This window comes from Helicobacter pylori (assembly GCF_030323545.1).
Lineage (GTDB): Bacteria > Campylobacterota > Campylobacteria > Campylobacterales > Helicobacteraceae > Helicobacter > Helicobacter pylori_CO.
On sequence record NZ_CP122954.1, the window covers coordinates 95,894 to 121,332 of the forward strand.

Genomic DNA, 25,439 nt, shown 5'->3' on the forward strand with positions numbered 1-25,439 from the left:
CAACCCGTTTTATTCAATAAAGTATAAAACGAGTTCTTGTGATACGCTAAAGCTGTTGTTAGAAATAACAACAGCTTATCAAAAAACAAAAGAGCTTTAGGACAAACACTTTTATGGAGAGTTTGATCCTGGCTCAGAGTGAACGCTGGCGGCGTGCCTAATACATGCAAGTCGAACGATGAAGCTTCTAGCTTGCTAGAGTGCTGATTAGTGGCGCACGGGTGAGTAACGCATAGGTTATGTGCCTCTTAGTTTGGGATAGCCATTGGAAACGATGATTAATACCAGATACTCCCTACGGGGGAAAGATTTATCGCTAAGAGATCAGCCTATGTCCTATCAGCTTGTTGGTAAGGTAATGGCTTACCAAGGCTATGACGGGTATCCGGCCTGAGAGGGTGAACGGACACACTGGAACTGAGACACGGTCCAGACTCCTACGGGAGGCAGCAGTAGGGAATATTGCTCAATGGGGGAAACCCTGAAGCAGCAACGCCGCGTGGAGGATGAAGGTTTTAGGATTGTAAACTCCTTTTGTTAGAGAAGATAATGACGGTATCTAACGAATAAGCACCGGCTAACTCCGTGCCAGCAGCCGCGGTAATACGGAGGGTGCAAGCGTTACTCGGAATCACTGGGCGTAAAGAGCGCATAGGCGGGATAGTCAGTCAGGTGTGAAATCCTATGGCTTAACCATAGAACTGCATTTGAAACTACTATTCTAGAGTGTGGGAGAGGTAGGTGGAATTCTTGGTGTAGGGGTAAAATCCGTAGAGATCAAGAGGAATACTCATTGCGAAGGCGACCTGCTGGAACATTACTGACGCTGATTGCGCGAAAGCGTGGGGAGCAAACAGGATTAGATACCCTGGTAGTCCACGCCCTAAACGATGGATGCTAGTTGTTGGAGGGCTTAGTCTTTCCAGTAATGCAGCTAACGCATTAAGCATCCCGCCTGGGGAGTACGGTCGCAAGATTAAAACTCAAAGGAATAGACGGGGACCCGCACAAGCGGTGGAGCATGTGGTTTAATTCGAAGATACACGAAGAACCTTACCTAGGCTTGACATTGAGAGAATCCACTAGAAATAGTGGAGTGTCTAGCTTGCTAGACCTTGAAAACAGGTGCTGCACGGCTGTCGTCAGCTCGTGTCGTGAGATGTTGGGTTAAGTCCCGCAACGAGCGCAACCCCCTTTCTTAGTTGCTAACAGGTTATGCTGAGAACTCTAAGGATACTGCCTCCGTAAGGAGGAGGAAGGTGGGGACGACGTCAAGTCATCATGGCCCTTACGCCTAGGGCTACACACGTGCTACAATGGGGTGCACAAAGAGAAGCAATACTGCGAAGTGGAGCCAATCTTCAAAACACCTCTCAGTTCGGATTGTAGGCTGCAACTCGCCTGCATGAAGCTGGAATCGCTAGTAATCGCAAATCAGCCATGTTGCGGTGAATACGTTCCCGGGTCTTGTACTCACCGCCCGTCACACCATGGGAGTTGTGTTTGCCTTAAGTCAGGATGCTAAATTGGCTACTGCCCACGGCACACACAGCGACTGGGGTGAAGTCGTAACAAGGTAACCGTAGGTGAACCTGCGGTTGGATCACCTCCTTTCTAGAGAAAAGCTTTTAATATTCGCTTATTAAAAGCCAAGAGTATTACCTGACAAAAGAACTTCTTGTTGCTTAGTTTTGAAGGATTGGACCTATTCTTTCTTTTTTCATTCTTTATTTTATTTAATTCTTGATTTTTATTTAGTTCTTTCTTTTTGGTTGATTTTGGCTTGATTGATTTTAACCGCTTGATTTTGGTTTTTTAAATCTTGTTTTTTCATTCTTGTGTTTTGATTGCTTATTGTTTGTTAATGTTTAATGTTTCTTATTGCTTGTTTTAAATTTTTTACTAGTTGTGTTAGCTTTAGCGTTGGGCTTTCTTGATTCTTGTGTTTTTGTTTGTTTTATTTTTCTTAAATCTTATTTTTATCTTATACTTGTATTCCTTGCTTGTTTTGCTTCTTATTCCTTGTTTTTTCTTTTGTTTTAAGTTTTGGTTTTAGAGTTTTGTTTTTGGTTGATTATGATTGAATGCGTTTGGATTTGAAAACTCCTTTCCCATCAAGAATGTAAGTTTTAAGTGTTCTCTAAGTTTTAAGTTAAATTCAATTAAAAATCATTTGGAAATATAACACAAACTTTTTAAACAAAAGCTTAAAAAATAATTTCATTCCTTTAGCATTAGCTACAAGTTCTTATGAAATGAGCTGGAAGTTCTTTGGCTCTAGCTGTAAGTTATCATGCGAGTTTCTAGTAAGTTCTAATGGTGTGTCATTTTAGTTTTTATCGTGTAGCCCTTAGTTCCCTAATTGTTGCTTACAAGTTCTTACTACTTGCTTGTCAGTTCATAGAATTTAGCTTGCAAGTTCTTATTGGTAGGCTGTAAGTTCTTTTGCTTGTGCTATAAAGTTTTCATTCTATAGGCTACTAAGTTCTTACCATATGGCTATCTAGTTCTTAATGTTTTGACTACAAGTTCTTTCAATAAAAATCTCTAAGTTTTTATAGCGTTTCTAACAAGCCCTTGCCTAAAAAAGTTAGCAAAAACCCTTATTTTTTAAAAATCTAGCTCCAAGTCCCTTGAATACGAAGTTTTAACCTAATGTGTACGCACACATGGTGTTATCCTGCACCTTTTTGATTTAGTTCTAATTAATTCTTTGTGCTATGCTACAAAGAATTGAAAAATCGCTAGATTTAAAATCAAAAGTCTAGCTCTTAAATTAGCGTTAGCTTGAATAAAATTTGGGCGTTTTAAATGCCTTGTTAGTAAGGGAAAGAAGTTTAGCTTGAAAGTGTGCGAATTAGATAAAAATTTAGCAATGTTGTTAAGTCTTAAAGGGTTTGTATGCTAGATAGGGCTATATTAGATACTAAGCTAGATAGTCGCCCTATGGACTTATCTTTCTTAGATGATATTTTAAAGCATATGCAAAAGCCTAGATTTAGTGATAGCGATAAAGTAGATAAAAGATTGCTCATTAAGTTCAATCAATTTAACCCTAACTCAAAGTTTATTAAATCTAATCTAGTTGGCACAAAAACAGCTAGTCCTGTGCTTATTAAAAACATAGGGCAAATGAAACGCTCCCACTTAGAAAATGCCCTAAATTATGCTTTAGAAAATAGCGAAACAGCTTACAATGAAATGTTTTTAGAATGCGATAAGCAATTCATCTTAGAGAGTTGGCTCAATGACTTTGATTTGACTAAAGATTATAATGAGGCTATGCACTTAGTTTTTTCTATCAAAGATAAGCCAGATAAAGAGACAATGCAAGGGCTTTTACATTCTACTTGGGAGAGCTTAAAAATAAGATTGCCTGAATACAAGTTTGCCCTTGTGCCACACGCTCATCAAGACCATGCCCATATCCATTGTTTTATCAATAAGACTAATCAGCTCACACGAAGAAGACTGCGTTTTAAGGGGCATGAAGATTGTAAAGAATTTTTTAATGAATTAAGAAGTGAGTTTGCTTATAGGTTGAATGACCACTTATTGAGCGAAGAATACTTGTATGTCAATGAGCCAAAACTTAAAGAGCTAGACAATATCAAACAACAATTACAAGACTTGGAAAAAGAAGAAAAAGCCTTAGAACAAATCAAATCCCCACAAGATGAGTGGGACTTAAACAAGGCTTTACAAAGCGAGTATTTACAAGAACTCAAATATAAAAACAAAGCAAAAGCCCTAGACATTCAAAATAACCACAGCACCCCTTTAAAACAAAAGATTTCTGAATTTAAAATCGCTCTGTTTAATCACAAAGACACAAGCGATGATGAAAAAGAACAGCTAGATATTGACAGGATAGATAAGAGAAAGCCAGTAAGCGAACACTTAAAAAACACGAGCAAACACGAATTATACGAACTCTTAGGCTTTTATCAAAAAGAATTAGATAAAAAACAAAATCATTCTGCTTTTAAGAATTTTGCTATTCTCAATGATTTAGACAAAAACTTTGAAAGAGAGACTAAGGGCTTTTCTGTGTTAAAGAAAAAAGAAATGCTACTAAGTAAGCTAGAACGCCTAGACAAACGCCTTTTAGATAAAAACTCACACCTACTATTAGCTCAATTAAGGAATGTTGTTAGAACCAAGCAAAACACACAATACAACACTCTAACTAATCCTATCTTTTTAGCCAAAGCATTAGAACTTCCTAGGGATAAACGCCCCACACTTAAAACTTTTAAAAACGCTTATTTTAATGCTAGAAAATATCAATTCATGCTAGGAAGCTTTAAAGCTAAACAAGATGACCCCACTTATAAGCTTAATGATAATACTTATGAGCTAGTGAGTAAGCAATTACAAGATTATCAAAACACTATGCTTTTATTAGCCAAAGAAAGATTGCTCTTTTTAGAACAAGACTTAAAAACAAAAGAAGAAGAGTTTAAAAGAGCTAAAGAGAGCTATTTCAAAGCCCTAGAGAGCCATAAAGAGACTTTTTCATTAAAAGAAAAGCAAGACTTTCTCAAACAAAACAAACAATTTTCTAAACTCTCTAAGGATATTGTCTATATCTGTAATGAAATCATAGGAGCTAATAGGTTTTTAACCCACTATGACAACCTAAACCTTGAAAAAGTCCTAGAACACGCTAAAGACACTAAGCTAGAGCAAAAAGAAATTCAAGCTATCACAAAAGAGCCTAATAACGATGAGCCTTGGATTGAGTTTGGTAAAAAAGAACAAGCTAGAGCTAAAGCACACTATCAAGCTATGCTAGAAAAAGAAAAAGCTAAAGAATTAGCTAAACAACAAGCTAACACCTTGCACTCTAATGAGCTTGATGATGACCCTAAAGCTCATGCTGGATTAAAACAAAATGACAACACAAACTTTAAAGGGCGTAATAGATAATGCTCTCAAGCGATGATTGCCTTTAATGTTCTTAATAAAGAATATGCCCTTTGATTAAAAAAGTTTCTTTTCTTGTTCTTTTTGTAAAATAGCTAACTCTAACAAACACCTAAATAGATTGCTCTAAAATGCCCTACAATCAAAATAAGGCTATAAGACAAGACAAACTATTAACTCACAATCAAAAACGCCTTAAAATGCCTTGTAGAGCTTAAAATCTTCTTAAGCGGCGTGCTGAAAAATCCATAACCTTAAAGTTATCTTAAAAAATACAAAAACAAAAATAACATGCCTTTAAACTAACAAATCCTAGCCGTTACTACAAACCTATAAAATCCTATAAAGAGCTATAAAATTCTCTCAATTTGGGATTTTTGTTGTATTCCTAGTTCAACCTTGCTAGTTGCTAAACGATTATTGGACAAATCATTCAACAGAGCCGTCAAGTCCATAGGCGTAAATTCGGCAGTAACTCTACCTACTAAATGCTTTAAAAGATTGATAGCAGCGTTTATATCTCTATCTAATTCAAAGCCACACTCTAGGCATTGATAAATCCTATCGTTAAGCTTTAAATCTTGTTTAACTTTTTGACAATTAGAACAAGTCTTAGAGCTTGGATAGTAAGTGTCAGCTATTAAAATTTCTTTATTAGAGTATTTAGCTTTATATTTTAATAGCGTGTTAAACATGGACATAGAAACATCGCTTAAAGATTTAGCTAACCTGTGATTTTTAAACATGTTTTTGACTTTCAAACTCTCTAAACAAAACGACTTTGAGTGTCTTATAAGAGAGCTTGTGAGCTTGTGTAAAAAATCAAGTCTGATGTTAGCTATTTTTTCATGCAAGTGGGTAAGCTTTTTAGAATGCTTTAAGTAATTATTAGATTTCTTGGTTTTATCCCCTTTGGTTTTTGGGTGGATTTTTTTACTCAGTTGTCTGCTAATTCTTACAAGCTTTCTAGTAAGCTTATCTAAGGGCTTAGGGCATAGATATTTAAGCCATTAGACAAACTCACAAAGGATTTAATCCCTATATCAATCCCTAGCTCATTATGACTTTCTTGGAGTTTATGGGTTCGCTTGTATTCACTCTCATCAATATCACAAGAGATTGAAACATAGAAATGATCGCCCTTTTGAGTGATGGTAGCGTTATTGATTTTGCCTTGAAATCTTAGTTTTTCAGTGAGTTTGATTGGGGGTAAGTTAGGTATTTTTAAATAATCAGTATTAGCTGTTTGAATGATTTTAATTTGGTCGCCCCCTATATAAAAAGAACCTTGAAACTCTCTTTTCTTTTTAAATTTAGGGTAACTCACTAAACCTTTTTTTAAATCCTTAAAAAACTTATTAAAGGCTAGATTTAAGTGGATAAAAGGCTGTTGGGTGGCGTATTTAGTTACTTCATAAACGAAATTAAATTGCGATTTTTTAAGAGCGTTAAATTCTTTTTTAAGCTGTAGATGGTTAGTTTTAATGCCTAGTTGATAGTTTTCTTTCCACTTAGCTAATCCCCAATTATAAGCTAACCTAGCGCACCCAAAAGCTTTTTTAAAATAAGTAATATGCTTGTTGTTAGGCTTTAAAGCTATTTTATGCGTGATTGAGATAGCTGACATTGTTAGTGATTACTTCTTGCATTTCATTTAAGAGCTTCTTGTTTTTTTTTAGACCTAGAGCCATACAATCTAGCGCTAAAGACGGTTATAATTTCTAAAACATCTTTGGCTAATTCTTCTTCAAACCTCACATTCTCATCGCCCTTATTGATGATAATCACTTCTACTTCTTTAGCTTCACAAATACTGAATACCAATTCGGCTCCAAAGCGTAATAATCTGTCTTTATGCGTTAATACAAGGCGTTTGACTTGATTGTCTAAGATTAAATTTAAAAGCTTGGTTAAGCCTTTTTTATAGTAGTTCATGCCACTCCCTAAATCTTGTATCACTTCATAGTTAAAGCCGCATTTAGCGCAATAAAGCTCTAAGACTTGAACTTGTCTGATTAAATCATCTTGTTGGTCATGCGAGCTTACTCTAGCATAAGCTATTGTTTTTAATTCATCTTGATTAAAGACTACGCTTCTATTGATACGCCTTAAACTTTCTAACTTATAACGCCTTTCACCGCCTTTAGTGAGTTCATCAGGTTTTAACAAATCTTTTTTATCCCAATTGCGTAAGGTTTGGATAGTTACACTAAAAGCTTACTCGCTTGACCGATGGATAGCATTCTTTTATTCATGCGAGCAGTATAACACAAAACTTAATAACCTATACAAAAATTATAGTGTTTTATGGATTATTATAGTATTTTAGTTGCTGTTTGTAGCCCCACGCATTCCAAACAAAAAACCTCTCTAATCCTAAATGTTAATGATACAGACTGCCCACAACCTAACTCTAACAACACAAGCCTTGACTAACCATTCCTTCCACAACTAACATGTCATTGATAGGTAATTCTTATTTTTCTTTTATTTTGATTTTTGTTCTTTTCCTTAAAAATTAAATCTAGCAAACTACCCTTATGGCTCTTACAATCAGTTTATCCCTTTTAATGATAGAGTTTTTTCTTTTTTTAACTTTTTCTTTTTTTTTGCAAATTCCTATCTACATGATTTAATGATATTTTTAAAAAAAAGAAAAACGCCCATGTCATGAAATTACATGATATTTGCTAATAACATGTTTATTAAGATAAGGTAATAAGGTGTCCCCTTCTTTCCCTTAATACAAATTATACTTATGCGGAACTTAAGTTCCGCTTTTATATCTAATACCCATAAACACGAACTTCATAATCTTAAAAAGTGCTTAAAGCTAACTTTCAAGAGCTATTTAATAGTTGCTAAATTTAATTTTTATATTTAGTAGGCAATGCAAATAACCATGTATTTGATTATTGATTTTTAAGGGGGCGGAATTTTGTTTTTATGTTTTAGTTAAAAGCGGAACTTTTTAAAAACTAAGATTTAAAGGCGGAACTTAATAACTCTAATGGATAATGTGGAATTGTTAAAAATACCGCTTTTAGAACCTAACAAACTAAAAAAATATAAAACTCTCATTCTTTAAGATTTATTTTTACATTTTAATAAGGGAGCAATATGCTAAATAACAAACTCACCAAATCTCAGAGAGAACTCTTTTGTAATCTTAAAGCCTTTTTATACACTAAGGTTAAAAACTTCACGCCTATTCAAGATGTGAATGATATGGCTTTGATATTAAACACACAAGATAAAATCTTAAAATGCTACAATATAGAGCAATTAAAACAACTCTGTCATATTCTTTACAATCAAGGTATCAAACACACCATAATAATGCAAGGCCTGTTTTTATTCTTTGACTATTTTAAGGATAATCTCAAATTAAGAAGTTTTAGAATGCTTAGCGAAGAGCAAGTCATTAACTTTCTTTTTGAACTCGCTCAAAATAGAAAGCTAAGCTCTATGGCTAAATATGTGATGTATTTAAGACAATTCTTTGATTACTTGGATAGGAAAAAGCATTATAGCTTTGATTTTGCTCTTAAAAACCTAGCCTTTGCTAAAACCAAAGAAAGTCTGCCTAGACATTTAAACTACAAGGATTTAAAGGCATTCTTAAAAACACTCTTAGAGTATAGTCCAGCCACAAGTTTTGAAAAGCGTAATAAGTGTATTCTACTCATTGTAATACTTGGGGGGCTTAGAAAATGCGAAGTATTAAACATAGAATTAAAACACATTCAAGTAGAAGAGCAAAACTACTCTATTTTAATTCAAGGCAAAGGTAGAAAAGAAAGAAAAGCTTATATTAAAAAGAGTTTGTTAGAACCAAGCTTGAATGCTTGGCTTAGTGATGAGTATAGACTAAAATATTTTAATGGGGCATATCTTTTTAAAAAAGACAAACAAAAAGCACAAAATTCTTTAACGCTTTATAACTTTATCCCCTTAATCTTTAAACTAGCTCAAATCAAACACTATAAGCAATATGGCACAGGCTTACATCTATTTAGGCATAGTTTTGCAACACTCATTTATCAAGAAACCCAAGACTTAGTTTTAACTTCAAGGGCGTTAGGGCATAGCTCCTTACTCTCTACTAAGATTTATATTCATACCACACAAGAGCATAACAAGAAAGTGGCTCTTGTATTTGATAGTTTGATAGAGAATAAGAAGTAAGGGGGTTAAAATTGATTAGTTAGTTTAGTTAATCTAAGTAATCTAATTAGAATAAATAGTATAATATTAGATAGTTTCATTTAACTATTTAATGTTTCATTGCCAATTAAAAACAATTAGGTTTTATAAAGGTCATTAAAATTATTGAGATTTTATAGAATTAGTTTAAGTTGTAAAATACTCTAAAAATAATGTAATTATAGCTTGTTATTATTCATTAAGAAAATATTTAACAAACAATGCAAATAACTAAATTCTATTCAATACTGATAAAATAACTAAGCACTATCAAATACTTTCTTAATGATATTATTTATCGCCTACGCTTAGGTGTGGGAGTGTATTCACTGGAATTGTCTAAATTATCGGTATTGTCATAAGGGTTTGAGTGAGCTTGTTTGTGTTGTAAGGATAACTCAATAGCTCTAGTGTGTGCTACATCTATAATCTTTGATTTTCTTTCATCAAGCATTGTATGTAAAAATTCTTTGTGTATTTCGCTCATAAAGGGTGTGTTATCAATAATTGAATGGATTTTATTCATATCTATGCGTGGGTATATCCTAAGTAGTGCATCAAGGCAATCTTTATTATTGGTTTGAGTTAAGAAATCATAGTAGTTAATTTTTTTATCGTTGTCATCTTTTAAGATAGATTGGGGGAAATTATAAATCCTTGCATTGAGTTCATCAATATTACTTAAAACTTTTTGGCATACCACATCATCAGCTTGGGGGTATAGACAAGAGCCACAATCAAAAATGGGAGCTATTTGATATTCTTTTGAATTTGAGACTCTTAAGAACCCCCAATTACCATTATGTCTATCAAAATTACCTAGCAATGTATCTGCTACAAACATATCCCAAAAGAAACATTTTAAAACTTTTGGCTCAATAAAATGCTGGTTATCTATGGCATAAAGCACATCATTCAAATTAGTGTCTTTGCCTGATTTTTCTAATTCAATCATAGTATTTTTTAGACTTAGAAAATCTACAAGCTCGTATTGATGGGTGGTAAAATCTTTACAAGCAACCACGATTTTATTTTTATAAGTGCCTAGCAATGTTTCTTGAACCTTTAAGCCTAAGCTATTGACTATATGACATGCTACATATTCACTAAAACAACCATTGGTATAGGACATTTCTTTATGTGTAGAAGGCTTAGGGGGGAATTTGACCATGTAGAGTTCATTATTATAAAATAAGCTAATTTTATTTCCATTTACTCCCCCAAAACCTTTTTTAGGGTTAATCTCACAAAAAGTAAAATCAATGGTTGGCATAAGCTGTCCTTTTATTATTAGTAATGGATTATTAGATAAATTATAACACAAACATAAGCTATAAGAGATTATTATTATTTGTTAAGAATATATTTAATCAATAATTCAAATAATCAAAACTAACTTAATACTGATAAAATAACTAAATACTTGATTATTATTGATATATTTTTAAAACTTTATGTTATAACGATGAGTGAGATTATTAAGTTTCAATTAAAAGGAATAAAAATGATTAGATTAAAAGGTTTGAATAAGATTTTAAGGATAGGGTTATTAGCTGGAGCGTTGCTAGGTATTGCTGCTCCCTTAATGGCGAAACCTTTATTCACAGATACTGAGTTAGCTAAGCGTGTTTCAGTCTATAACAAAGTCCTTAATAATGAAGATATATTAGCTTGTAATCGTAGCGTTGATAGCACTAAATATTTTTCTGCTGGGTGGGATTATAAACAAAAAATTCCTAGCGAATGGAAAAAAGAATTTCAACAATGTGTTTTAGATAAAGTGCAACAAAAAATAGATACAAAAATTAAAGCAACTGAAAAAGAACGCAAAGAAAAAATCGCAAAAGAGAACAAAGAAATTATGCAAAAAGCTAAAGAAAATGCCAAAAAAGTAATGGAAAAATTTATAGCATTTGAGATAAAAGAAAAGTCTAATTATGTTTCAAATGAAAAGCAATTAAGAATGATAATTGATAGGGCATATGAAACAGGGATTTCTAGATGGCTTGATGATTTGCATAGAAAATATGGGTATAAAAATACAGAAGAGACTATTGAAGCACTTGGTTTTAGTGAATATGGCGAAGAAGCAAAAATCATAAGATATGGCGTGGAAAACTATATTGAAGAACAAGAAAAAGGCTTAAGAGACAATTCAAACCATATCGCCCTATTAAAAACCCAAGCGTTTAATAATGAAGAAAACAAGATTGCTTTTAAATACAAGCATTAAACCCTATATTCCTAAAAGCCCTTATTCCCATATGCTAAAAATGGGAAAGCCAAATTGGTCAAATTTAACATTAGGGTTTTGAAAGTATCTTCTAGCCCTTTTTCTTTGATTTATCCTTTCTTGTTCTAGTTCTTCATATTCATGGCTTTTTGGCGTGTTATAACCATTGCTATAACGCTTGAAATAATCATCTGCCATAATCTCACTTTGCATTGCCATCGTTTGATTTAAAAAGAGCATTTGATTAGTAATCTCTTTAAGATACTTCACAGTGAGTAGTCTAACCCTTTGATTAAAATTCGCATACGCTTGGCTCTGAGCGTCTTTATTAGGGGCTTTACTTAAATCTTGCGTGAGTGTTTGGATTTCTTACTCTAAGTCGTTATCTAGGCGAGTTGTTCTAAATATATTATCAATAGGGTCGCATTTGCCTGTCTCTTTATTTTCTCTGCAATAAGGTATCCCTTGTTTGTTATGGTTAGCTGTGGGGTCGGTTACGCCAAAATTAGTTTGTAAGGCATCAAGTCTTTTTGATAGTGGTTTAGCTTTGTCATTCAATCTCTGTTCCTCTGCGATATTTTGCTTAATCTGTTGAATAAACGCTTGTTTATACTGCCCTCTTGTCTTTAAAAGAGCTATTCTGTCGTTATTATTAGCTCTAGTCATTTCTTTGCACAACATCTCCCCCCATGCCCTACCACTTAATTGCCCTGCAAGAGATTGCATGTTTTCATAGCCACTGCTACTAATGGACTGAATGAGATTTTGCACATCTCTTGCGGTCTGGGTTTGTTCGCCATTTTTAGAAATAAGATTATTAAGATTTTGTAGATTGACAATCTTATTGCTAGTAAGAGCATTGACATTAAGCCAAGGGCATTGTTGCTGTAAGTATTTGTTTCTTAACAAATTTTGTGCGTTCCAATTTTCTATGCTTTGCTTTAAATTCTCATAGTTGTATCTAATGCTCTCTATTTGATACTGAGCGTTTTGTATCACTTGCATGGGATTGGCTAAAGTGATAGCACTACCACTAATCAAAGAATTAGTCGTATTTATCATGTTATTGACTTTTTGTAACTGATTGACTTGAGCTTGAGCCTTAGAAATAATCTCTTCATATCTTTTGATACTATCTACCATTTTGCCTATGATAGTGGCTTGACCAGCATGGAGTTCTGGGTCATTGACAATCAAGGGGGTTTCCCCCTCTGCAAACACGCTTTTACAACATAAAAGCATGCTAAAAACTAATTTTTTCATTGTTAAACCCTTCATCTATTATTATCAAATCCATTTTTAACACTTGCTACAAAGTGTTTCACCCCAGCTTTAACACTCCTGTGATTTGCCATAGCACTTGCCCCTCCACTGATTGCTCCAAGCCCAAAAGCTTTGGCTCCAGCTTGAAGCCCTGCTAATCCGCCCCCAGCATTTTGATAAGCTTGTTTCATTTGATTAGCTACCATAACCATAGAGCCTCCTACTACAGCTCCGCCTATTGTCATACCGATTTTTTGCATCATTTCTGTTACCCAAAACTAACGCCTTAAAGCCCCTAGCTTTTAGCTATGGGGATACAAGGCGAAACGCCTTTAGGCGTGCCAATATGGAATAGGGGTATTAGAGTCAATATCATGCACAAAAATAAGGGTAATGTTATGAATATCTTGTATTAGTTATTTTTTTTATATATACTACAAATATGAGTAACGCTGTTTTATACAAAAGCAATCATAATGTTGTCTATTCTTGCAAATACCATATCGTGTGGTGTCCTAAATACAGGCGTAAGGTCTTAGTGGGAGCTGTAGAAATGAGATTGAAAGAAATCATTCAAGAAGTGGCTAAAGAATTAAGAGTAGAGATTATAGAGATGCAAACCGATAAAGACCATATCCACATTTTAGCTGACATTGATCCAAGCTTTGGAGTGATGAAGTTCATTAAAACCGCTAAAGGTCGTAGCAGTAGGATATTAAGACAAGAATTTAACCACTTAAAAACAAAACTACCTACTTTATGGACCAATTCCTGTTTCATTTCAACAGTGGGGGGTGCGCCTTTGAATGTTGTCAAACAATACATTGAAAACCAACAAAACAGCAACCGCCCTAAGCAAAAAGAAAAATGGAAAAGTTATGTTGATAACCTACAAACAAAAGCTCTATAAGAACGATAAGAATAGGCGTATAGACACACTATTAAGGCGTTATGGCGTGTTTTATAATCATTGCATTGCCTTGCACAAACGCTATTATAGACTTTTCAAAAAGTATTTAAAGCTTAACGATTTGCAAAAACACACCACCAAATTGAAAAAGACCCATCGTTATGCTTTTTTAAAAACACTAGGCTCACAAACCTTGCAAGATTTAACTGAAAGGATAGATAAGGCGTTTAAAAAATTCTTTAAGAAACAAGCCAAATTGCCACGATTTAAAAAAGTAGCCAACTACAAATCTTTCACTTTTAAAAGCCAAGTTGATAAAAAGACAGGGTTGAATAAGGGAGTGGGTTTTGAGATAAAAGACAATGTTGTTTCTTTTAATGGTTATAGCTACAAGTTTATTAAAACTTATGCTTTGATAGGGCAAGTAAAAACTCTAACCATTAAAAGAGATAATATGGGCGATTATTTCTTGTGTCTAGTCTGTGAATTAGAAAATAACCCTAACAAGCAAACCGCATGCGATAAAAGCGTGGGCTTTGACTTTGGGTTAAGGACTTTTTTAACCGGATCTGACAACACTAAGATAGAATCGCCTTTATTTTTCTCTAAATACTTGCCTTTAATTAAACGACTTAGTAAAAACCTTAGCAAGAAAGTTAAGGGTTCTAATAACTTTAAAAAAGCTAAAAAGAAACTAGCCCAACTGCACCAAAAAATCAAACACTTAAGAACCGATTTCTTTTATAAATTGGCTTTGAAGTTAAGCAGAAAATACCAAAGCATTTTCATTGAAGACTTGAACATGAAAGCTATGCAAAAACTTCGAGGTAGGAAAGTGAGCGATATAGCTTTAGCGAGTTTGTGAAAATCCTTGAAAACAAGGCTCATGTCGTTAAGATTGATAGATTCTATCCTAGCTCTAAGACTTGTTCTAATTGCTTATCTGTTGATGAAAACTTTAATAAAGACATTAAAAAATTAGGCAAAACAGATAAAGAAAGAGAATACCACTGCAAATATTGTGGATTGGAACTAGACAGGGATTTAAATGCGTCTATCAATATTCATAGGGTTGGGGCATCAATCCTTGGGGTAGAATTTGTAAGACCTACCTAGTAGGCTGAGTTTGCTTGATCCCAATTTTTCTCATGCTTTAGCTAGAATCCCCTAGCTTTAGCTATGTGGAGTATGTCGATTCTAGCATTAGAGCGGTTAAATTTAAAATAGGTAAATTGCTCATCATTAAAGATTTGAGTGGGTAAATCATCTTTGTATTTGGATTTGACAACCTTTTTACACATCCATAAGCAATACCATTTGCGTTTTTTCTTGTCTATAATGACATAGCCATATTCCATTTTTTTCTTGTTGATATAGATGTGATTGACATTGTCCCCAATTTTAATGAATTTGCCATCATCTTTGATTTTGGCGGAGTAATCCACATATTTCATTTCATCTTGGCTGTGTCTATGCTCTTTGAAAGTTTTAGTTTGATTGCTAATCACTTTAAAATTTTCTGAAGCCTTTCTAGAATTAGCTAAAGCGTTACTAGGTGGATAGCTAGGGGATTTGAAACGATTTAAAGAAATGGGAGCATTTGCTAACGCTATTTTAGTGGTAGTAGGGTTTTTAGATTTTATAAGTGGGTTTTGCTCTTTAATATTTGGTGATTTTTTAGTTATCTTTTTAGGGACATTATGGCTTGTTTTAATGTCTTTGTTTGGGGTGTTATGAGTGGGTTTATTTTCTTTGTTGATTTCTTTCTTAGTGGTAGTGAAATTTTTAAAATACTCTTTAGAAGAAATATACACCATTAAGGCTGGGTTTTTAGAGCTAGTATATGTGGTTGAAAACATATAAAAGCTATAGACCTTACCGCTTTTTCCAATGATAGTTAAATTGCTATCTACGCCAATTTGCAAGGGCTTAATGAGTAAGATATTAGAAATTAAATGCTCTTTATCTTCGCCAAGCATTTTAGTAGAAAAGCCTATATCATCACCTAGAACCACTTGTGCGATTGGCTCATCAAAAATAAAAGTGGTTGTCATAGCATATCTTAGGCGAATATTGAAAGTATCGCCTATGGTGTAGTGGATAAAGTGGGCGTTATCTTTGATAGAGCGATTTTTAGCAAAAAAATTGGCTTGGATGGCATTGAAGTTTGTCATAGGTTTTAAAGAATTATATTCATCGCTATTATCATCGCTTAAAACTTCATCGCTCTTTTGAGTTTGTTTGGAGTTTTCTTTATTTGCATAAGGGCTATTAGCACTAAACGCACTAATAGGCGCATCATTAGGTTTTGGGGTGAGTTTATCATTAACATAATTAGTGGCGTTAGTGATAGTTTGCTTGGTGTTATTAAGAGCGTTATTAGTGAATTGCTTGGCGTTATTTAGCATTGTTTGAGTTTGTGTGTTATTTGGTTGGTTATTTTGTATAGGTGTAGTGGGTTGTGAATAAGGGTTTTGATTTGGCATAGGTGTTTGCATAGAATTAGGCTGTGTGTTGTAGTTAGTGCTAGGTTGTGTTTCTTGTGGCTGGTTATAGTTATTTGTAGGTGCGTTATTAAAGGGTTGTATTGTAGGATTTTGTGAATAATCCATAGGCTCATTATAATTTTGAATGCTATTTTCTGCTAATAAGGGAGTTAAGAAAAATAGAGTAAGGTTTATACCCTTAAACGCTCTAATCATTTTTGTCCCTTATTATTCATGCTATTTGGCATAGGGCTTTGCGTATTTTCTTTATTTTGATTGTTTTTGTATTCAATTTTAGAATGCGGTCTTTCTACTTTTTTATAAGTCTTATCTAGGGCTTTAATGCTTGCGATTTCACTTAATGAATACTTATCTACGATAAAGCCTGTAGGTTTTTTAGGCATAGAGCTATAATCAAATTGAATAAGGGGTTTGAAGTGATAGATTAAAGACACTCTGTAGCGTTTTTCAGAGATTAAATAGCCTTTATCAAAGACTTTAGCCACAATATCTGCTACAGCTATATTTTGCTGTTTGCCTTGCTTATAGATAGAAATATTGATGATTTTAATTTCTCTATCCATATTGGAATTAGAATAGATACTGCCCTTTCCTGATACTAATTGTTCTAAATTTTTCCACACTTCATCAGAGCTTTGCTCTCTTATGGTTTCATTCAAGCGGATTTTGTCATCAATATGATTGATAGTTTCTCTACTCATAATATAAGAGCCGACTAGACTGCGTAAAAACGCCTCGCCATAATCTACTTTGGTATCCGCTCTTTGCACCACAGCAAAATGCTTATCGCTATTAGCAAAGTCTATAAAATAAGGCGTGTTTTCTTTTAAGGGCATCATAATAAAAATGGCTATACTTAAAGCAATGATACCTATAAGCCCCCCTATAGCTAATCTATACGCTATTTGAGTGTTCTTTCTTTGGATTTCAAACACGCTAGATAAATCTAACTCATCTTTTTTAAAACTCTCTAGCTGGGAGTTTAATTGTGGCATGACATTGTCTTTAAGCTTGTGTGTAACAATGCGTTCTAACTCAGGCAACACCCTTTCTTGAATTTTATTCTTTCATTTTTCAAAAGAGATTTTTTCTAACTCTTGGTTTTTAGCAATGCTTGTTTGAATGCTTTTAATGAGCTCTTCTTGATTTTCTTTGGTATCTTGTTCTAAAAACTCTTCTTGTTGGTTTTTTTCTTGTTCTTCTAAAAACATGCTTAAACTCATAAAAAAGCATTTAGCGTATTCTTTAATATTTTCTTTAGTAAAAGAGCCTATTTCAAAGGAATTTTCTAATTCTTTTAAATGCTCTCTAAGTTCTTGCAAATTAGACATGTGTCCCCCTTAAAAAAGAGTTGTTTAAGTCCTTTAACGCACAAGGGGATTTTTTCATTTCTATGAATTTCTCTGAGCATGCACATAGAAACATAGCCACTATCACAAAAACTAAACGCATGATGTTTTTCATTTAAGCACCTTTTCTAAGTGTTTTTTGTCATCAAAATTTTCGTGTTTGTTACTCACAAAGACTTCTCGCCAAGTTTTAGGGTAATGCTTAATGAGATTATCAATGTGTTCTACCATGCTAGAATTAGAGCTAAAGATTTGTAGGTAATTACCCAAAGAACTTAGGCTCACATCTATAATGTTAGATGAGCCATCATTCATGTTTTTGAGTAAGACTTTGTATTCATTAACGGCGGTGTTTTCTAAAAAATGTTTTTCTGTATCGCTTAGTCTAATGCCAAATTTATCGTTTAAATCTTTGGTATCAATATTTCTTTGGGGATACAAAATCAATTGCCCCATATTTTTTATAAAGCTTTGAGCGTTTCTCACTTCGCTTAGTTGGTTAATGTCTTGTAAGGCTAGAACAATCACCCCATTAGCCTTTCTAGCTTGAGTAATGATTTCATTGATTTTTTTATTCATCATTTCATTTTGAGCGTAAGATTTAAACTCATCAATAAAACATAAAAACCCACGATTGATTTTCAAAGCTCTATCAATCATCTTATGAAACACATAATAAGCTAAAAGCCCAGCGTCATCATCATTGTGTAAAATACTATCGGTATTTATGGTGCTAATACGAGTCTTAAAATCTAGACTATCCATTCGGCTAGAAAATAAGGAAGATTTTAAATAGTCTTCAAAACTACTATCTAAAATGTCTGTATTGGTTTTAACAATGGCATTGACAAACTCTTTTAAATCAAAAGGAAGGGGTAATTCTTGGTTGCTAAATTTGGCTTGTTTGACTTCATCGTTATAATTTCTATACATGGTATCAATAGCGTTTAAAAGGGCTGTTCTATCTTCTATCTTATCATTATGTTTGTCATAGCTATCTACTTTTGCCATTTGGGCATAAAAATGCAATAAAAAGGCTCTGTTACTTGCGCTATCTTCTAATGAAAAAGGATTAATATGAAAGCTTTCGCCTTCATTATAAATCCCATCAAAATACTTGGTAAAAGAATACAAGCCATTTAATCTATCAAGAGCTAGAATGTCAATGTTAGGGTATTTTAAAGTGCTCATCATCAAATAGCTAATGAGCGTGGTTTTACCAGCTCCTGTTGCACCAATAATCATGGTATGTCCTATACCACTCGTGCCACATTATGGGCTAACACGCCTTTATGTTTGACTTCTTGGTTGTGGAAGTTAAACAAATAAGGGCTATGGTCTAGGTTCTTAAATACAGATAAGGGCATATCCCCCCATGAATTTGCCCTAAAACCTGTATTATTTTTCTCAAACAAGATTAAAGAGGCAATCACTTGGGAAGTTTGATTTCTCATTCTAGGATTGATATTGGCGTTATTAGGAAAAAAAGAAAAATAAGAGGGTTTTAGCCCTATGGTTTCTGTAACACTGCCTAGTCCAGCGTTATTGAGTAAAGATAAAATCTCTCTTAAAGACTTATCTAGTTTTGCTTTACTTTTAGCTCTTAAAACTAAGTTTAAGGCACACTCTTGCATACTCAAACGATTGGCTTGCACCAATTCTATATAATCATCAATATCATTTTTAACGATTTTAGAAAGCGTGAGCTTTTTCTTGGTTTTTAAAAAATTCAAGCTTTCAAATTGCCCTAAAGAGCGGATATGAAAGATTAAATCTAATTCAATTTGAGTGTGTAAAAGGGTGGAAATGGGGAGTGAAGAAATTTCTTCACTCTCATAGTTTTTAATCCCCACACACGCACAAAAAGTGCTTTGATTTTGAAATTCAATGATGAAATAATCTTTTTTAAAATGGATATTACTAGCGATATAGCTATCGCTTAGTCGCTTTAATTTAGGATTAAAGGCGATGTATTTGCCATTGATATATTCTGCATAAAAATTCAACACTTCTTTAGAATCTAAAAGAGTGGGTTTAAACTCCCTTAATGCGTTTTTCACTCTTTCTATGGTTTGAATGAGTAAGGCTCTTTTACTTGTGGCACTAAAGGTTGTCTTTTTTTTGAACTTGTTTTTCTTGTCTTTTTTAGAGCTTGTATTTGAATGGGTCTCATTGGAGCTATTTCCATTCTCTTGTTTATTCTCTTTAGAGCTTTCTTCTAATTCTTCATTGATTGAAGTAGTCATTTCTAATTTCTTTTTCTCAAAGAAAGATTTGACATTAGAAGTAATGCTCTCAAACACTAAAAAATACTCTGTTTTGTAGATTTCCTTGCTCTCAAATTGCGTGATAATGGCTTTTGCGTATGGGTTATCAATATTTGGGCTTTGGTTGATAAATTCTTTACGCCTTTTAGCGACAATCCTTAATTGAATGTCTTTACTAATGGTGTTTAAAACATTTTGCCTTGTATCAAAATAGCCCTCCAAATCTTTTTGCATTAAGTTTGAATAACTTAGTCCTTGTAAAGACATAATAGCGACTAAATTTTCTTGTTTAGTGATGATGAAAGTATCATCATACAAACCTAAAATATTGCATTCCTCTGTCATAGAATAGGTTTTTGGAACAAAACCTGTTAAAAGGTCTATGGCTTTTTCTTTACAATATTTAAGAGCGTTTTCAAACATTAAGAAGACTTTCTTTTTCTTTTAGGGGGCTTAGAATTATTGCTTACATGCAAAGTTACATCTTTATGAAATTCATCTACAATGCTTTTGATACCACAAACAAGGGCATAAGCATCATTATATTGCTCGTTTTTCTCTAATAAATCCACACTCTCTTTCAATTTAGAGATAGTTTGCTCTAAGTTGTAAGCAATAGTTATTTTATTAGGTTCTTCTACTACGATTTCTTGTTGCATATCCTTTCCTTTAAGCATAAAATGAATTAGTTTTGGTTTTAATCTTAGAATGGGCGATTAAAATGTCGCTTATATCTTCATCAAAGAACTCCGCTATGCTAAAAACCAATAAAAAGCACACATACAGCATTAAAGAATTTAAAAAATCTAGCCAAGGTATCATTACAAAAGGAATAAATCCTGCGATTAAAAAGCTCTTAGCATTGAGCCAAAGAAACTTTTCTTTAGAACTGATTTCTTTGAGATTAGAAACTGAAATGCCGACTAATTTCATTCATTTTCCTTTAAAAAATACTCATAAACCAATTAGCTAAGGCTGGGGCTTTAAAAAAGATTGCAGCGCCTATGGCAATAGCAAGGACTGTCATTAAGATTTCTTTCCATCTGTCTAAATTTTTCCATATAAAAATAGCAAGCCCTAAAAAAATGACCATCAAAATACCCTTAGCGGTGGGGCTAGTGAGTTGTTGTTCAATACTATTAAAAAAGGTAGTCATATCCGCTTGTAGTAAAAGTGGTGAAAAACCTAAAAAGGCGATGAGCTTTCTAAAATGACTTAATTTTTTCATGCGATATTTCTTTCTTTTTTAATCACACAGAACTTGGCTAATATTTTGTAAGATTGTTGCGTGAGCGTGAAATCTAGGTGGTAGACAACAAGTTCTTCATCTTTTTCTAAATTTTCTTCATTGACAACTTGTGCTAAATGAATGATTTGATTTTTTAAGGCTTGTGTCATTTCATAGGTAATAACCTTTAAAACACCGATTTGTTTGATTTGAGCTAAATTCAAAGGCTCTTTGTCTTTTAGTAGGGCAAACTCGCTCTCAAAGGTAAAATGACCTAAATTATTTTCTAAAAGTTGCTCTAACAACAAGAAGTCTTTGTCCCACAAATAGCTACAAGAAATTTCTGTTTCATTCTCTAAAGTTTGAGCGATTGTCTCTTGTTCTTTGTTTGAGTAAAACTTTTCTAAATGCTTTTTAATATCTAGAAATTCTTCATCAATTTGTATGGACTTCTTGTCTAGGATTAGTTCAATCATTGTCTTCCTTTTGTTTTGTGTTTTCATATCTATTTGCGAAAAGTCAATTTGCAAAGTGTCTTTCCAATAAAGCAAAAATCTAAAATTTCATATGGCGTCATTCTTAAGCACTCTCTTGAAAGTAGTTTGAAGCTTTGGGTGAGCTATTAATGGGTTCGCCCACACACTCTATGTCTTTTAATGCTTTTAAGAGATTTTTCTTCACAATAGCTGTTTGATAGAAACACAAATTGCTTGGAATGTCTTTGTTGGTTAAGTCTTTGTAAATTAAAGTGTAAGTGGTGTTAGGATTAGAAATAGGCGTGAATTTTAAAACGACATTATTAGTTTTTTGCATAAACTCTTGGCTAGGAATGTGCATAATACATTCTTTTTTGTTGATTGTTACTCTCTTAATTTCTTTAGCAAACTTTTCTAAGAAACGCATAATCTGTAAGAAAAAAGGCGATGGGATATTGTTCTTTTGATTAGCTTCTACGTAGTTATAGCCCTCTAATTCTCTGTAATCTTTAAGATACACATACAAGTATCTTTGTTTTCCTTTAATGACTTCAATAAAACCTTGCTCTTCTAATATATTGACATTCTTTCTTAGAGTTCTTGCTACAACTTGCAAAAACATTTTGGCGTAATGTCTATCTAGAGCAATCTTATTAGACTTAGCATTAAATGCGAGTTTGTAGAGCATATCTAGTAATCGTTTAGCCCCTTGTCCGCCCACAAAACTGATAAAGCTTTGTTCATGCATAATGCTAGGATTAAATATTTTGTAGTCTAAATCTTTTTTAGTTTTAAAAAAATGTTCGTGCGTATTTTTAGTATAAGCAAGATTTGCCCTATAGAGTGTGTTTAACTCATCTTTATCTAAATTTGGTTTTAAAGTTTTTGCCATGTTTTCCAAGTCCCTTTCTATGAGACTTAGAGAAAAAAACTAACATTCTAGTAAGTATTGATGTTTAAAGCCTTATTTTTAGAGTTTTAAGTTTTATTTTATAGTGAAACTCATAAGGAAATAGGAGGTTATTTTGCGATACTCTAAATCCTAAAACGCTCTAAAAGTTATCGTTTGATTGAAGTCAAGTTATTTTATAGCCAACACTTCATTAAAACAGAATTAAAAGCAAAACCATAGCCCACCAAGCAAAGACCTAACGCCCAATAAGGGAAAAGGCTAAACGAAAGCATGGCGCATAAGTGTAGTGCACACCGGCAAGTTTGATGAGCAGGAAAGACTTCAAACAACCTCTCATCGGTTTTGAGTCTGTTTTCTATCAGCCATTGGTATTGTTTCCTAAGCAACCTTTCTTGCGTGAGATAATAAGCGTCCAAAAGATAAAAGCATATTAACAACACCCCCAAAACACACAGCCCATAAAGATGAGAGATCGCCTCTATTTTGAGGGATAAAACACCCACAGCGAGCGCGAGAGTCCATTTTTTGCACTCCAAAGAATTTTGCGCCATTTTGTTGATAACGCCCTGCAAAATTTTAAGCTCTTCTATAAGGATTTTTGCTCTGTCTTTTGGGGTGCTATTGTCCATATTTGCCTGATTATCTGTTAAAGTTGAAAGTCTAGGAGCCTTTGTTGGTCTGTATTTCTGCTTCTATAATATCGCACCCTTGAGAAATACCCTCTATTTTTTCCCCAAATTTAAGGGTTTGAGGTTCCATCATCACACCTTTTTGCTTTAATTGAGAAATTCTATTTTCAGTTTCTCCCACTGGCATGTCAAGCATTTCCATAAAGGATTCCTCATTTTTGAGATCCTCTATAGACATTGCTCCTCCTTTAAATCTGACAACACAATTACCTCTATTAAGCTTCACGCCTTGAATAGTAACGCTATCTACTTTGGAGCTGATTTGAAACGCACCTTCGCTATTTGCAGTCATTTCAACCGGCGATTCACCGCCACCGCCACCCCCACAGCCCACTAAATACAGCGCCAAACAGCTCGCACCCAGTAATTTTTGATAAGTTTTAAAAAGCATGCTTGTTCCTATGGATTGATTATGTGTGATAGTTCGCTAAGGGTTATAGTTTCTAGATGTTCTAAAAATGGCGATATATCATGACTAGCTTGAAAGCTCTCCATCATTATAGTTAAGCGACTCTTGCCGTGCTGAATGAGTGGTTTGTGATAGCCCTTGATTAAGAGAAACGCTGTTGTTGCTTTCTAGGAACACGAAATAAGGGCATTTTTTGATCATGTCTTCTAGAGATTCTCTGAGAATGAGCGTGAAAGCGTCCTTAATCTTACTTATATCATCGTATTCTGCCAATTCGTTTAAGACACCGTCTTTATAATCCCAAAAAAGCGAATCTACAAACACTCTGTGATTTGTTTCGCTCTCCAGATAGTTTTTAACCTTTAAAGCCTTATTTTTATCCGCATGCGAATGCGATAGGAACACTTGAGCGTTTTTTAGTTGCGGTTTGAACGGGCTAAAAAAGGCTTCTTTGATTTCATTGCGTTTTAAAACGATGTTGTCGTTAGAATATGGGGCGTTTTTAATGAGTTCGTGAATCTTTTCAGCCGCTTCATTAATTTGATGGGCTTGGTTGTTAAAAGAGCGTGCAATGGGTTTTAACATAATTTGATTTTCACTGCTATCTAAATCAACCTTAAAAGCTTTTATGTTTTTTTAATGTTTTCACTCATTCTAAACCTTTATAAATACAATTTAAGTTCCCTTTAAAATCCTTTGATTATAGTAGACTTAGACTTAGCTTAAGAGTGCTTGAATTTTGGGGTGTTTGGGGTTGTTAGAATAGCTAAAAACCACCGCTAAAAAAAGCCTTTTTGCAAACAAAAAAGCGAAAAACTTACAAGTAGCATGACCCTAAAAGCGCAAAAACAACAAAAACAATCTAAAAAACCTCTTCGCATGCCTTTTTGTCTTTATGGAGTAAGCATTCTTTTTGCAACTCTATAAAACGCCTTTTCCTTTCTTCTTCGGTCATATTGTCAGGCTTTTCAATAGAGTGCGAAAGCTTTGAAGTGGGTGTATTGAATTTTGGCGCATACCCTAGTTTATTGACTGCATAAAAGCCTAAAGCAGCGATTAAAATAAAAATCCAATCTGTTTTTCTAATCTTAGGGCAAAATTTACACGCCATGATTTAATCCTTAAAACATTTGAAGTATAATACACTCTTATGGTCAAATTTTTAAGTCTAGGAAAACCGCATGTGGAGTTTCATTCAAAAAATCTTTAAGGCTTTAATCATCGCGCCTTTAGATTTTATCACGAAGTATTTCAAATCGTTTGTGCTGTTACTCATTGTATTAGTCTTTTTTAGCGCTAAAGAAAGCGCACCAAGCGCCCCGCCCAATCTCGCTAAACTCTATTTAAATGGGGCGATTTTTAGCACGGAGGATTTTGACAAAGAAGTGGATAAAATCTTAAAAACCCCTAGCATTAAGGGCATTTTACTTTTGATTGATTCTCCTGGTGGGGCGGTGTCAGCGAGCGTGGAATTGAGCGAAAAAATCGCTGATTTGAAGCAAAAAATGCCCGTTTTAGCGTATGCTAGGGGGGTTATGGCGAGCGGGAGTTATTATGCGGGCATGCAAGCGAGCGAAGTTTATGCCTCTAAAGCGAGTTTGATAGGATCCATTGGGGTGATTTTTTCGGGCGCGAATGTGGAAAATTTGCTCAATAAAGTCGGCGTAGCCACTCAAGGCGTGCATGCGGGCGAATATAAAGAAATAGGCACTTTTACTAGAGCATGGAAACCCAACGAAAAAGATTTTTTGCAAAATTTAGTCAATGAGCAATACCAAATGTTTGTGAATGATGTCGCAAAAGCCAGGAAATTAGACGCTAAGGATTATAAGGATTTTGCTGAAGGGAAGGTCTTTAGCGCTCAAAAGGCTCTAAAATTAAAACTCATTGATAAAATCAGCACGATTAAGCAAGCCCAAAATCGTTTAATGGAATTGAGTAAGGTTAAAAAAGCTTATTGGCTGGAAAAAAGCCCTATGGAGCGCTTCATTGAAAAAGCCACGCAATCAGCCACAAATATCATCACGCAAGCGTTTGGCTATCAATTATTAATGAGATAA

16 protein-coding genes, 1 rRNA gene and 9 pseudogenes are annotated in these 25,439 nt (G+C 33.9%); 7 read left to right on the top strand and 19 right to left on the bottom strand.

What is annotated here, in order from left to right; all coding sequences use genetic code 11:
- Nucleotides 1-110: 110 nt before the first annotated feature.
- Nucleotides 111-1,614 (top strand): 16S ribosomal RNA (locus tag QAP06_RS00460).
- Between the two features lie 1,287 nt (nt 1,615-2,901).
- The gene (locus QAP06_RS00465; protein WP_286465785.1) at nt 2,902-4,932 is read left to right on the top strand and encodes a relaxase/mobilization nuclease domain-containing protein; all 2,031 of its coding nucleotides are present in this window, start codon (nt 2,902-2,904) and stop codon (nt 4,930-4,932) included.
- A 347-nt stretch (nt 4,933-5,279) separates the two neighbouring features.
- Here QAP06_RS00465 and QAP06_RS00470 read toward each other — a convergent pair.
- Together QAP06_RS00470 and QAP06_RS00475 are read right to left on the bottom strand one after the other, a co-directional pair.
- Nucleotides 5,280-6,556, bottom strand: a pseudogene (locus QAP06_RS00470) (RNA-guided endonuclease InsQ/TnpB family protein).
- Nucleotides 6,531-7,184 (bottom strand): annotated as a pseudogene (locus tag QAP06_RS00475) (IS607 family transposase). The pseudogenes QAP06_RS00470 and QAP06_RS00475 overlap by 26 nt, the downstream one beginning before the upstream one ends.
- Nucleotides 7,185-8,049: 865 nt before the next feature.
- Here QAP06_RS00475 and QAP06_RS00480 point away from each other — a divergent pair.
- A complete protein-coding gene (locus tag QAP06_RS00480) occupies nt 8,050-9,117 on the top strand; it encodes a tyrosine-type recombinase/integrase (protein WP_286465787.1) in 1,068 nt (355 codons plus the stop codon).
- Between the two features lie 313 nt (nt 9,118-9,430).
- Here the strand turns inward: QAP06_RS00480 and ctkA are convergent, their stop codons facing one another.
- Nucleotides 9,431-10,408, bottom strand: a complete 978-nt coding sequence (ctkA, locus tag QAP06_RS00485) for a serine/threonine-protein kinase CtkA (protein ID WP_286465788.1) — start codon at nt 10,406-10,408, stop codon at nt 9,431-9,433.
- A 231-nt stretch (nt 10,409-10,639) separates the two neighbouring features.
- Here ctkA and QAP06_RS00490 point away from each other — a divergent pair, with 231 nt between their 5' ends.
- Complete coding sequence (locus QAP06_RS00490) at nt 10,640-11,368, top strand: hypothetical protein (protein ID WP_286465789.1); 729 nt, start codon at nt 10,640-10,642, stop codon at nt 11,366-11,368.
- 21 nt (nt 11,369-11,389) lie between these two features.
- Here QAP06_RS00490 and QAP06_RS07775 read toward each other — a convergent pair whose 3' ends face one another.
- The 3 genes and pseudogenes from QAP06_RS07775 to QAP06_RS00500 form a co-directional block, all read right to left on the bottom strand.
- Nucleotides 11,390-11,581, bottom strand: a complete 192-nt coding sequence (locus QAP06_RS07775) for a hypothetical protein (protein ID WP_434059347.1) — start codon at nt 11,579-11,581, stop codon at nt 11,390-11,392.
- Between the two features lie 60 nt (nt 11,582-11,641).
- A pseudogene (locus QAP06_RS00495) lies at nt 11,642-12,646 on the bottom strand (hypothetical protein); the annotation flags it as partial.
- Nucleotides 12,643-12,903, bottom strand: a pseudogene (locus QAP06_RS00500) (P-type conjugative transfer protein TrbL); the annotation flags it as partial. The pseudogenes QAP06_RS00500 and QAP06_RS00495, both read right to left, overlap by 4 nt.
- Before the next feature lie 170 nt (nt 12,904-13,073).
- Here QAP06_RS00500 and tnpA point away from each other — a divergent pair.
- On the top strand, nt 13,074-13,541 hold the full coding sequence (gene tnpA / locus QAP06_RS00505) for an IS200/IS605 family transposase (RefSeq protein WP_000063685.1): 468 nt from the start codon (nt 13,074-13,076) through the stop codon (nt 13,539-13,541).
- Nucleotides 13,510-14,657 (top strand): annotated as a pseudogene (locus QAP06_RS00510) (RNA-guided endonuclease InsQ/TnpB family protein). The gene tnpA and the pseudogene QAP06_RS00510 overlap by 32 nt, the downstream one beginning before the upstream one ends.
- A gap of 80 nt (nt 14,658-14,737) precedes the next feature.
- Here QAP06_RS00510 and QAP06_RS00515 read toward each other — a convergent pair.
- From QAP06_RS00515 to QAP06_RS00575, 13 genes and pseudogenes are all read right to left on the bottom strand, one after another.
- A pseudogene (locus QAP06_RS00515) lies at nt 14,738-16,243 on the bottom strand (TrbG/VirB9 family P-type conjugative transfer protein); the annotation flags it as partial.
- Nucleotides 16,240-17,379 (bottom strand): annotated as a pseudogene (locus tag QAP06_RS00520) (VirB8/TrbF family protein). The pseudogenes QAP06_RS00515 and QAP06_RS00520, both read right to left, overlap by 4 nt.
- Complete coding sequence (locus tag QAP06_RS00525) at nt 17,372-17,512, bottom strand: hypothetical protein (RefSeq protein ID WP_000789926.1); 141 nt, start codon at nt 17,510-17,512, stop codon at nt 17,372-17,374. Before QAP06_RS00525 ends, QAP06_RS00520 begins: the two are co-directional and overlap by 8 nt.
- Nucleotides 17,509-20,087, bottom strand: a pseudogene (locus QAP06_RS00530) (VirB4 family type IV secretion/conjugal transfer ATPase). The gene QAP06_RS00525 and the pseudogene QAP06_RS00530 overlap by 4 nt, the downstream one beginning before the upstream one ends.
- The gene (locus QAP06_RS00535) at nt 20,087-20,323 is read right to left on the bottom strand and encodes a hypothetical protein (RefSeq protein WP_001183709.1); all 237 of its coding nucleotides are present in this window, start codon (nt 20,321-20,323) and stop codon (nt 20,087-20,089) included. Before QAP06_RS00535 ends, QAP06_RS00530 begins: the two are co-directional and overlap by 1 nt.
- A 10-nt stretch (nt 20,324-20,333) precedes the next feature.
- Nucleotides 20,334-20,597, bottom strand: a complete 264-nt coding sequence (locus QAP06_RS00540; RefSeq protein WP_286465791.1) for a competence protein ComB — start codon at nt 20,595-20,597, stop codon at nt 20,334-20,336.
- A 10-nt stretch (nt 20,598-20,607) separates the two neighbouring features.
- Nucleotides 20,608-20,892 (bottom strand): TrbC/VirB2 family protein, encoded by a 285-nt coding sequence (locus QAP06_RS00545; protein WP_000736478.1) that lies wholly within the window; start codon nt 20,890-20,892, stop codon nt 20,608-20,610.
- Complete coding sequence (locus tag QAP06_RS00550; RefSeq protein WP_286465794.1) at nt 20,889-21,368, bottom strand: hypothetical protein; 480 nt, start codon at nt 21,366-21,368, stop codon at nt 20,889-20,891. Before QAP06_RS00550 ends, QAP06_RS00545 begins: the two co-directional genes overlap by 4 nt.
- A 103-nt stretch (nt 21,369-21,471) precedes the next feature.
- Nucleotides 21,472-22,260, bottom strand: coding sequence for an integrase (locus tag QAP06_RS00555; RefSeq protein ID WP_286465795.1), 789 nt, complete (start codon nt 22,258-22,260; stop codon nt 21,472-21,474).
- Nucleotides 22,261-22,454: 194 nt separating this feature from the next.
- Nucleotides 22,455-22,910 (bottom strand): hypothetical protein, encoded by a 456-nt coding sequence (locus tag QAP06_RS00560; RefSeq protein WP_286465797.1) that lies wholly within the window; start codon nt 22,908-22,910, stop codon nt 22,455-22,457.
- Between the two features lie 31 nt (nt 22,911-22,941).
- Nucleotides 22,942-23,361 (bottom strand): hypothetical protein, encoded by a 420-nt coding sequence (locus QAP06_RS00565; protein WP_286465798.1) that lies wholly within the window; start codon nt 23,359-23,361, stop codon nt 22,942-22,944.
- Between the two features lie 8 nt (nt 23,362-23,369).
- A pseudogene (locus QAP06_RS00570) lies at nt 23,370-24,032 on the bottom strand (toll/interleukin-1 receptor domain-containing protein).
- A 209-nt stretch (nt 24,033-24,241) separates the two neighbouring features.
- Complete coding sequence (locus QAP06_RS00575; protein WP_286465799.1) at nt 24,242-24,490, bottom strand: hypothetical protein; 249 nt, start codon at nt 24,488-24,490, stop codon at nt 24,242-24,244.
- Nucleotides 24,491-24,560: 70 nt separating this feature from the next.
- On the opposite strand from QAP06_RS00575, the gene sppA reads away from it, so the two are divergent.
- Nucleotides 24,561-25,439: a signal peptide peptidase SppA gene (gene sppA / locus QAP06_RS00580; RefSeq protein ID WP_286465800.1), complete on the top strand. Its 879-nt coding sequence runs from the start codon at nt 24,561-24,563 to the stop codon at nt 25,437-25,439.

What these genes read in the sequence shown, in the direction of transcription:
- QAP06_RS00490 (WP_286465789.1), top strand. Translation starts at nt 10,640, where the DNA reads ATGATTAGATTAAAAGGTTTGAATAAGATTTTAAGGATAGGGTTATTA.
- ctkA (WP_286465788.1), bottom strand. Translation starts at nt 10,408, where the DNA reads ATGCCAACCATTGATTTTACTTTTTGTGAGATTAACCCTAAAAAAGGT.
- QAP06_RS00550 (WP_286465794.1), bottom strand. Translation starts at nt 21,368, where the DNA reads ATGATTGAACTAATCCTAGACAAGAAGTCCATACAAATTGATGAAGAA.
- QAP06_RS00575 (WP_286465799.1), bottom strand. Translation starts at nt 24,490, where the DNA reads ATGGCGTGTAAATTTTGCCCTAAGATTAGAAAAACAGATTGGATTTTT.
- QAP06_RS00545 (WP_000736478.1), bottom strand. Translation starts at nt 20,892, where the DNA reads ATGAAAAAATTAAGTCATTTTAGAAAGCTCATCGCCTTTTTAGGTTTT.
- QAP06_RS00565 (WP_286465798.1), bottom strand. Translation starts at nt 23,361, where the DNA reads ATGCTTTTTAAAACTTATCAAAAATTACTGGGTGCGAGCTGTTTGGCG.
- QAP06_RS00555 (WP_286465795.1), bottom strand. Translation starts at nt 22,260, where the DNA reads ATGGCAAAAACTTTAAAACCAAATTTAGATAAAGATGAGTTAAACACA.
- QAP06_RS00525 (WP_000789926.1), bottom strand. Translation starts at nt 17,512, where the DNA reads ATGAAAAACATCATGCGTTTAGTTTTTGTGATAGTGGCTATGTTTCTA.
- QAP06_RS00480 (WP_286465787.1), top strand. Translation starts at nt 8,050, where the DNA reads ATGCTAAATAACAAACTCACCAAATCTCAGAGAGAACTCTTTTGTAAT.
- QAP06_RS00540 (WP_286465791.1), bottom strand. Translation starts at nt 20,597, where the DNA reads ATGAAATTAGTCGGCATTTCAGTTTCTAATCTCAAAGAAATCAGTTCT.
- QAP06_RS00465 (WP_286465785.1), top strand. Translation starts at nt 2,902, where the DNA reads ATGCTAGATAGGGCTATATTAGATACTAAGCTAGATAGTCGCCCTATG.
- QAP06_RS07775 (WP_434059347.1), bottom strand. Translation starts at nt 11,581, where the DNA reads ATGCAAAGTGAGATTATGGCAGATGATTATTTCAAGCGTTATAGCAAT.
- QAP06_RS00560 (WP_286465797.1), bottom strand. Translation starts at nt 22,910, where the DNA reads ATGGACAATAGCACCCCAAAAGACAGAGCAAAAATCCTTATAGAAGAG.
- QAP06_RS00535 (WP_001183709.1), bottom strand. Translation starts at nt 20,323, where the DNA reads ATGCAACAAGAAATCGTAGTAGAAGAACCTAATAAAATAACTATTGCT.
- tnpA (WP_000063685.1), top strand. Translation starts at nt 13,074, where the DNA reads ATGAGTAACGCTGTTTTATACAAAAGCAATCATAATGTTGTCTATTCT.
- sppA (WP_286465800.1), top strand. Translation starts at nt 24,561, where the DNA reads ATGTGGAGTTTCATTCAAAAAATCTTTAAGGCTTTAATCATCGCGCCT.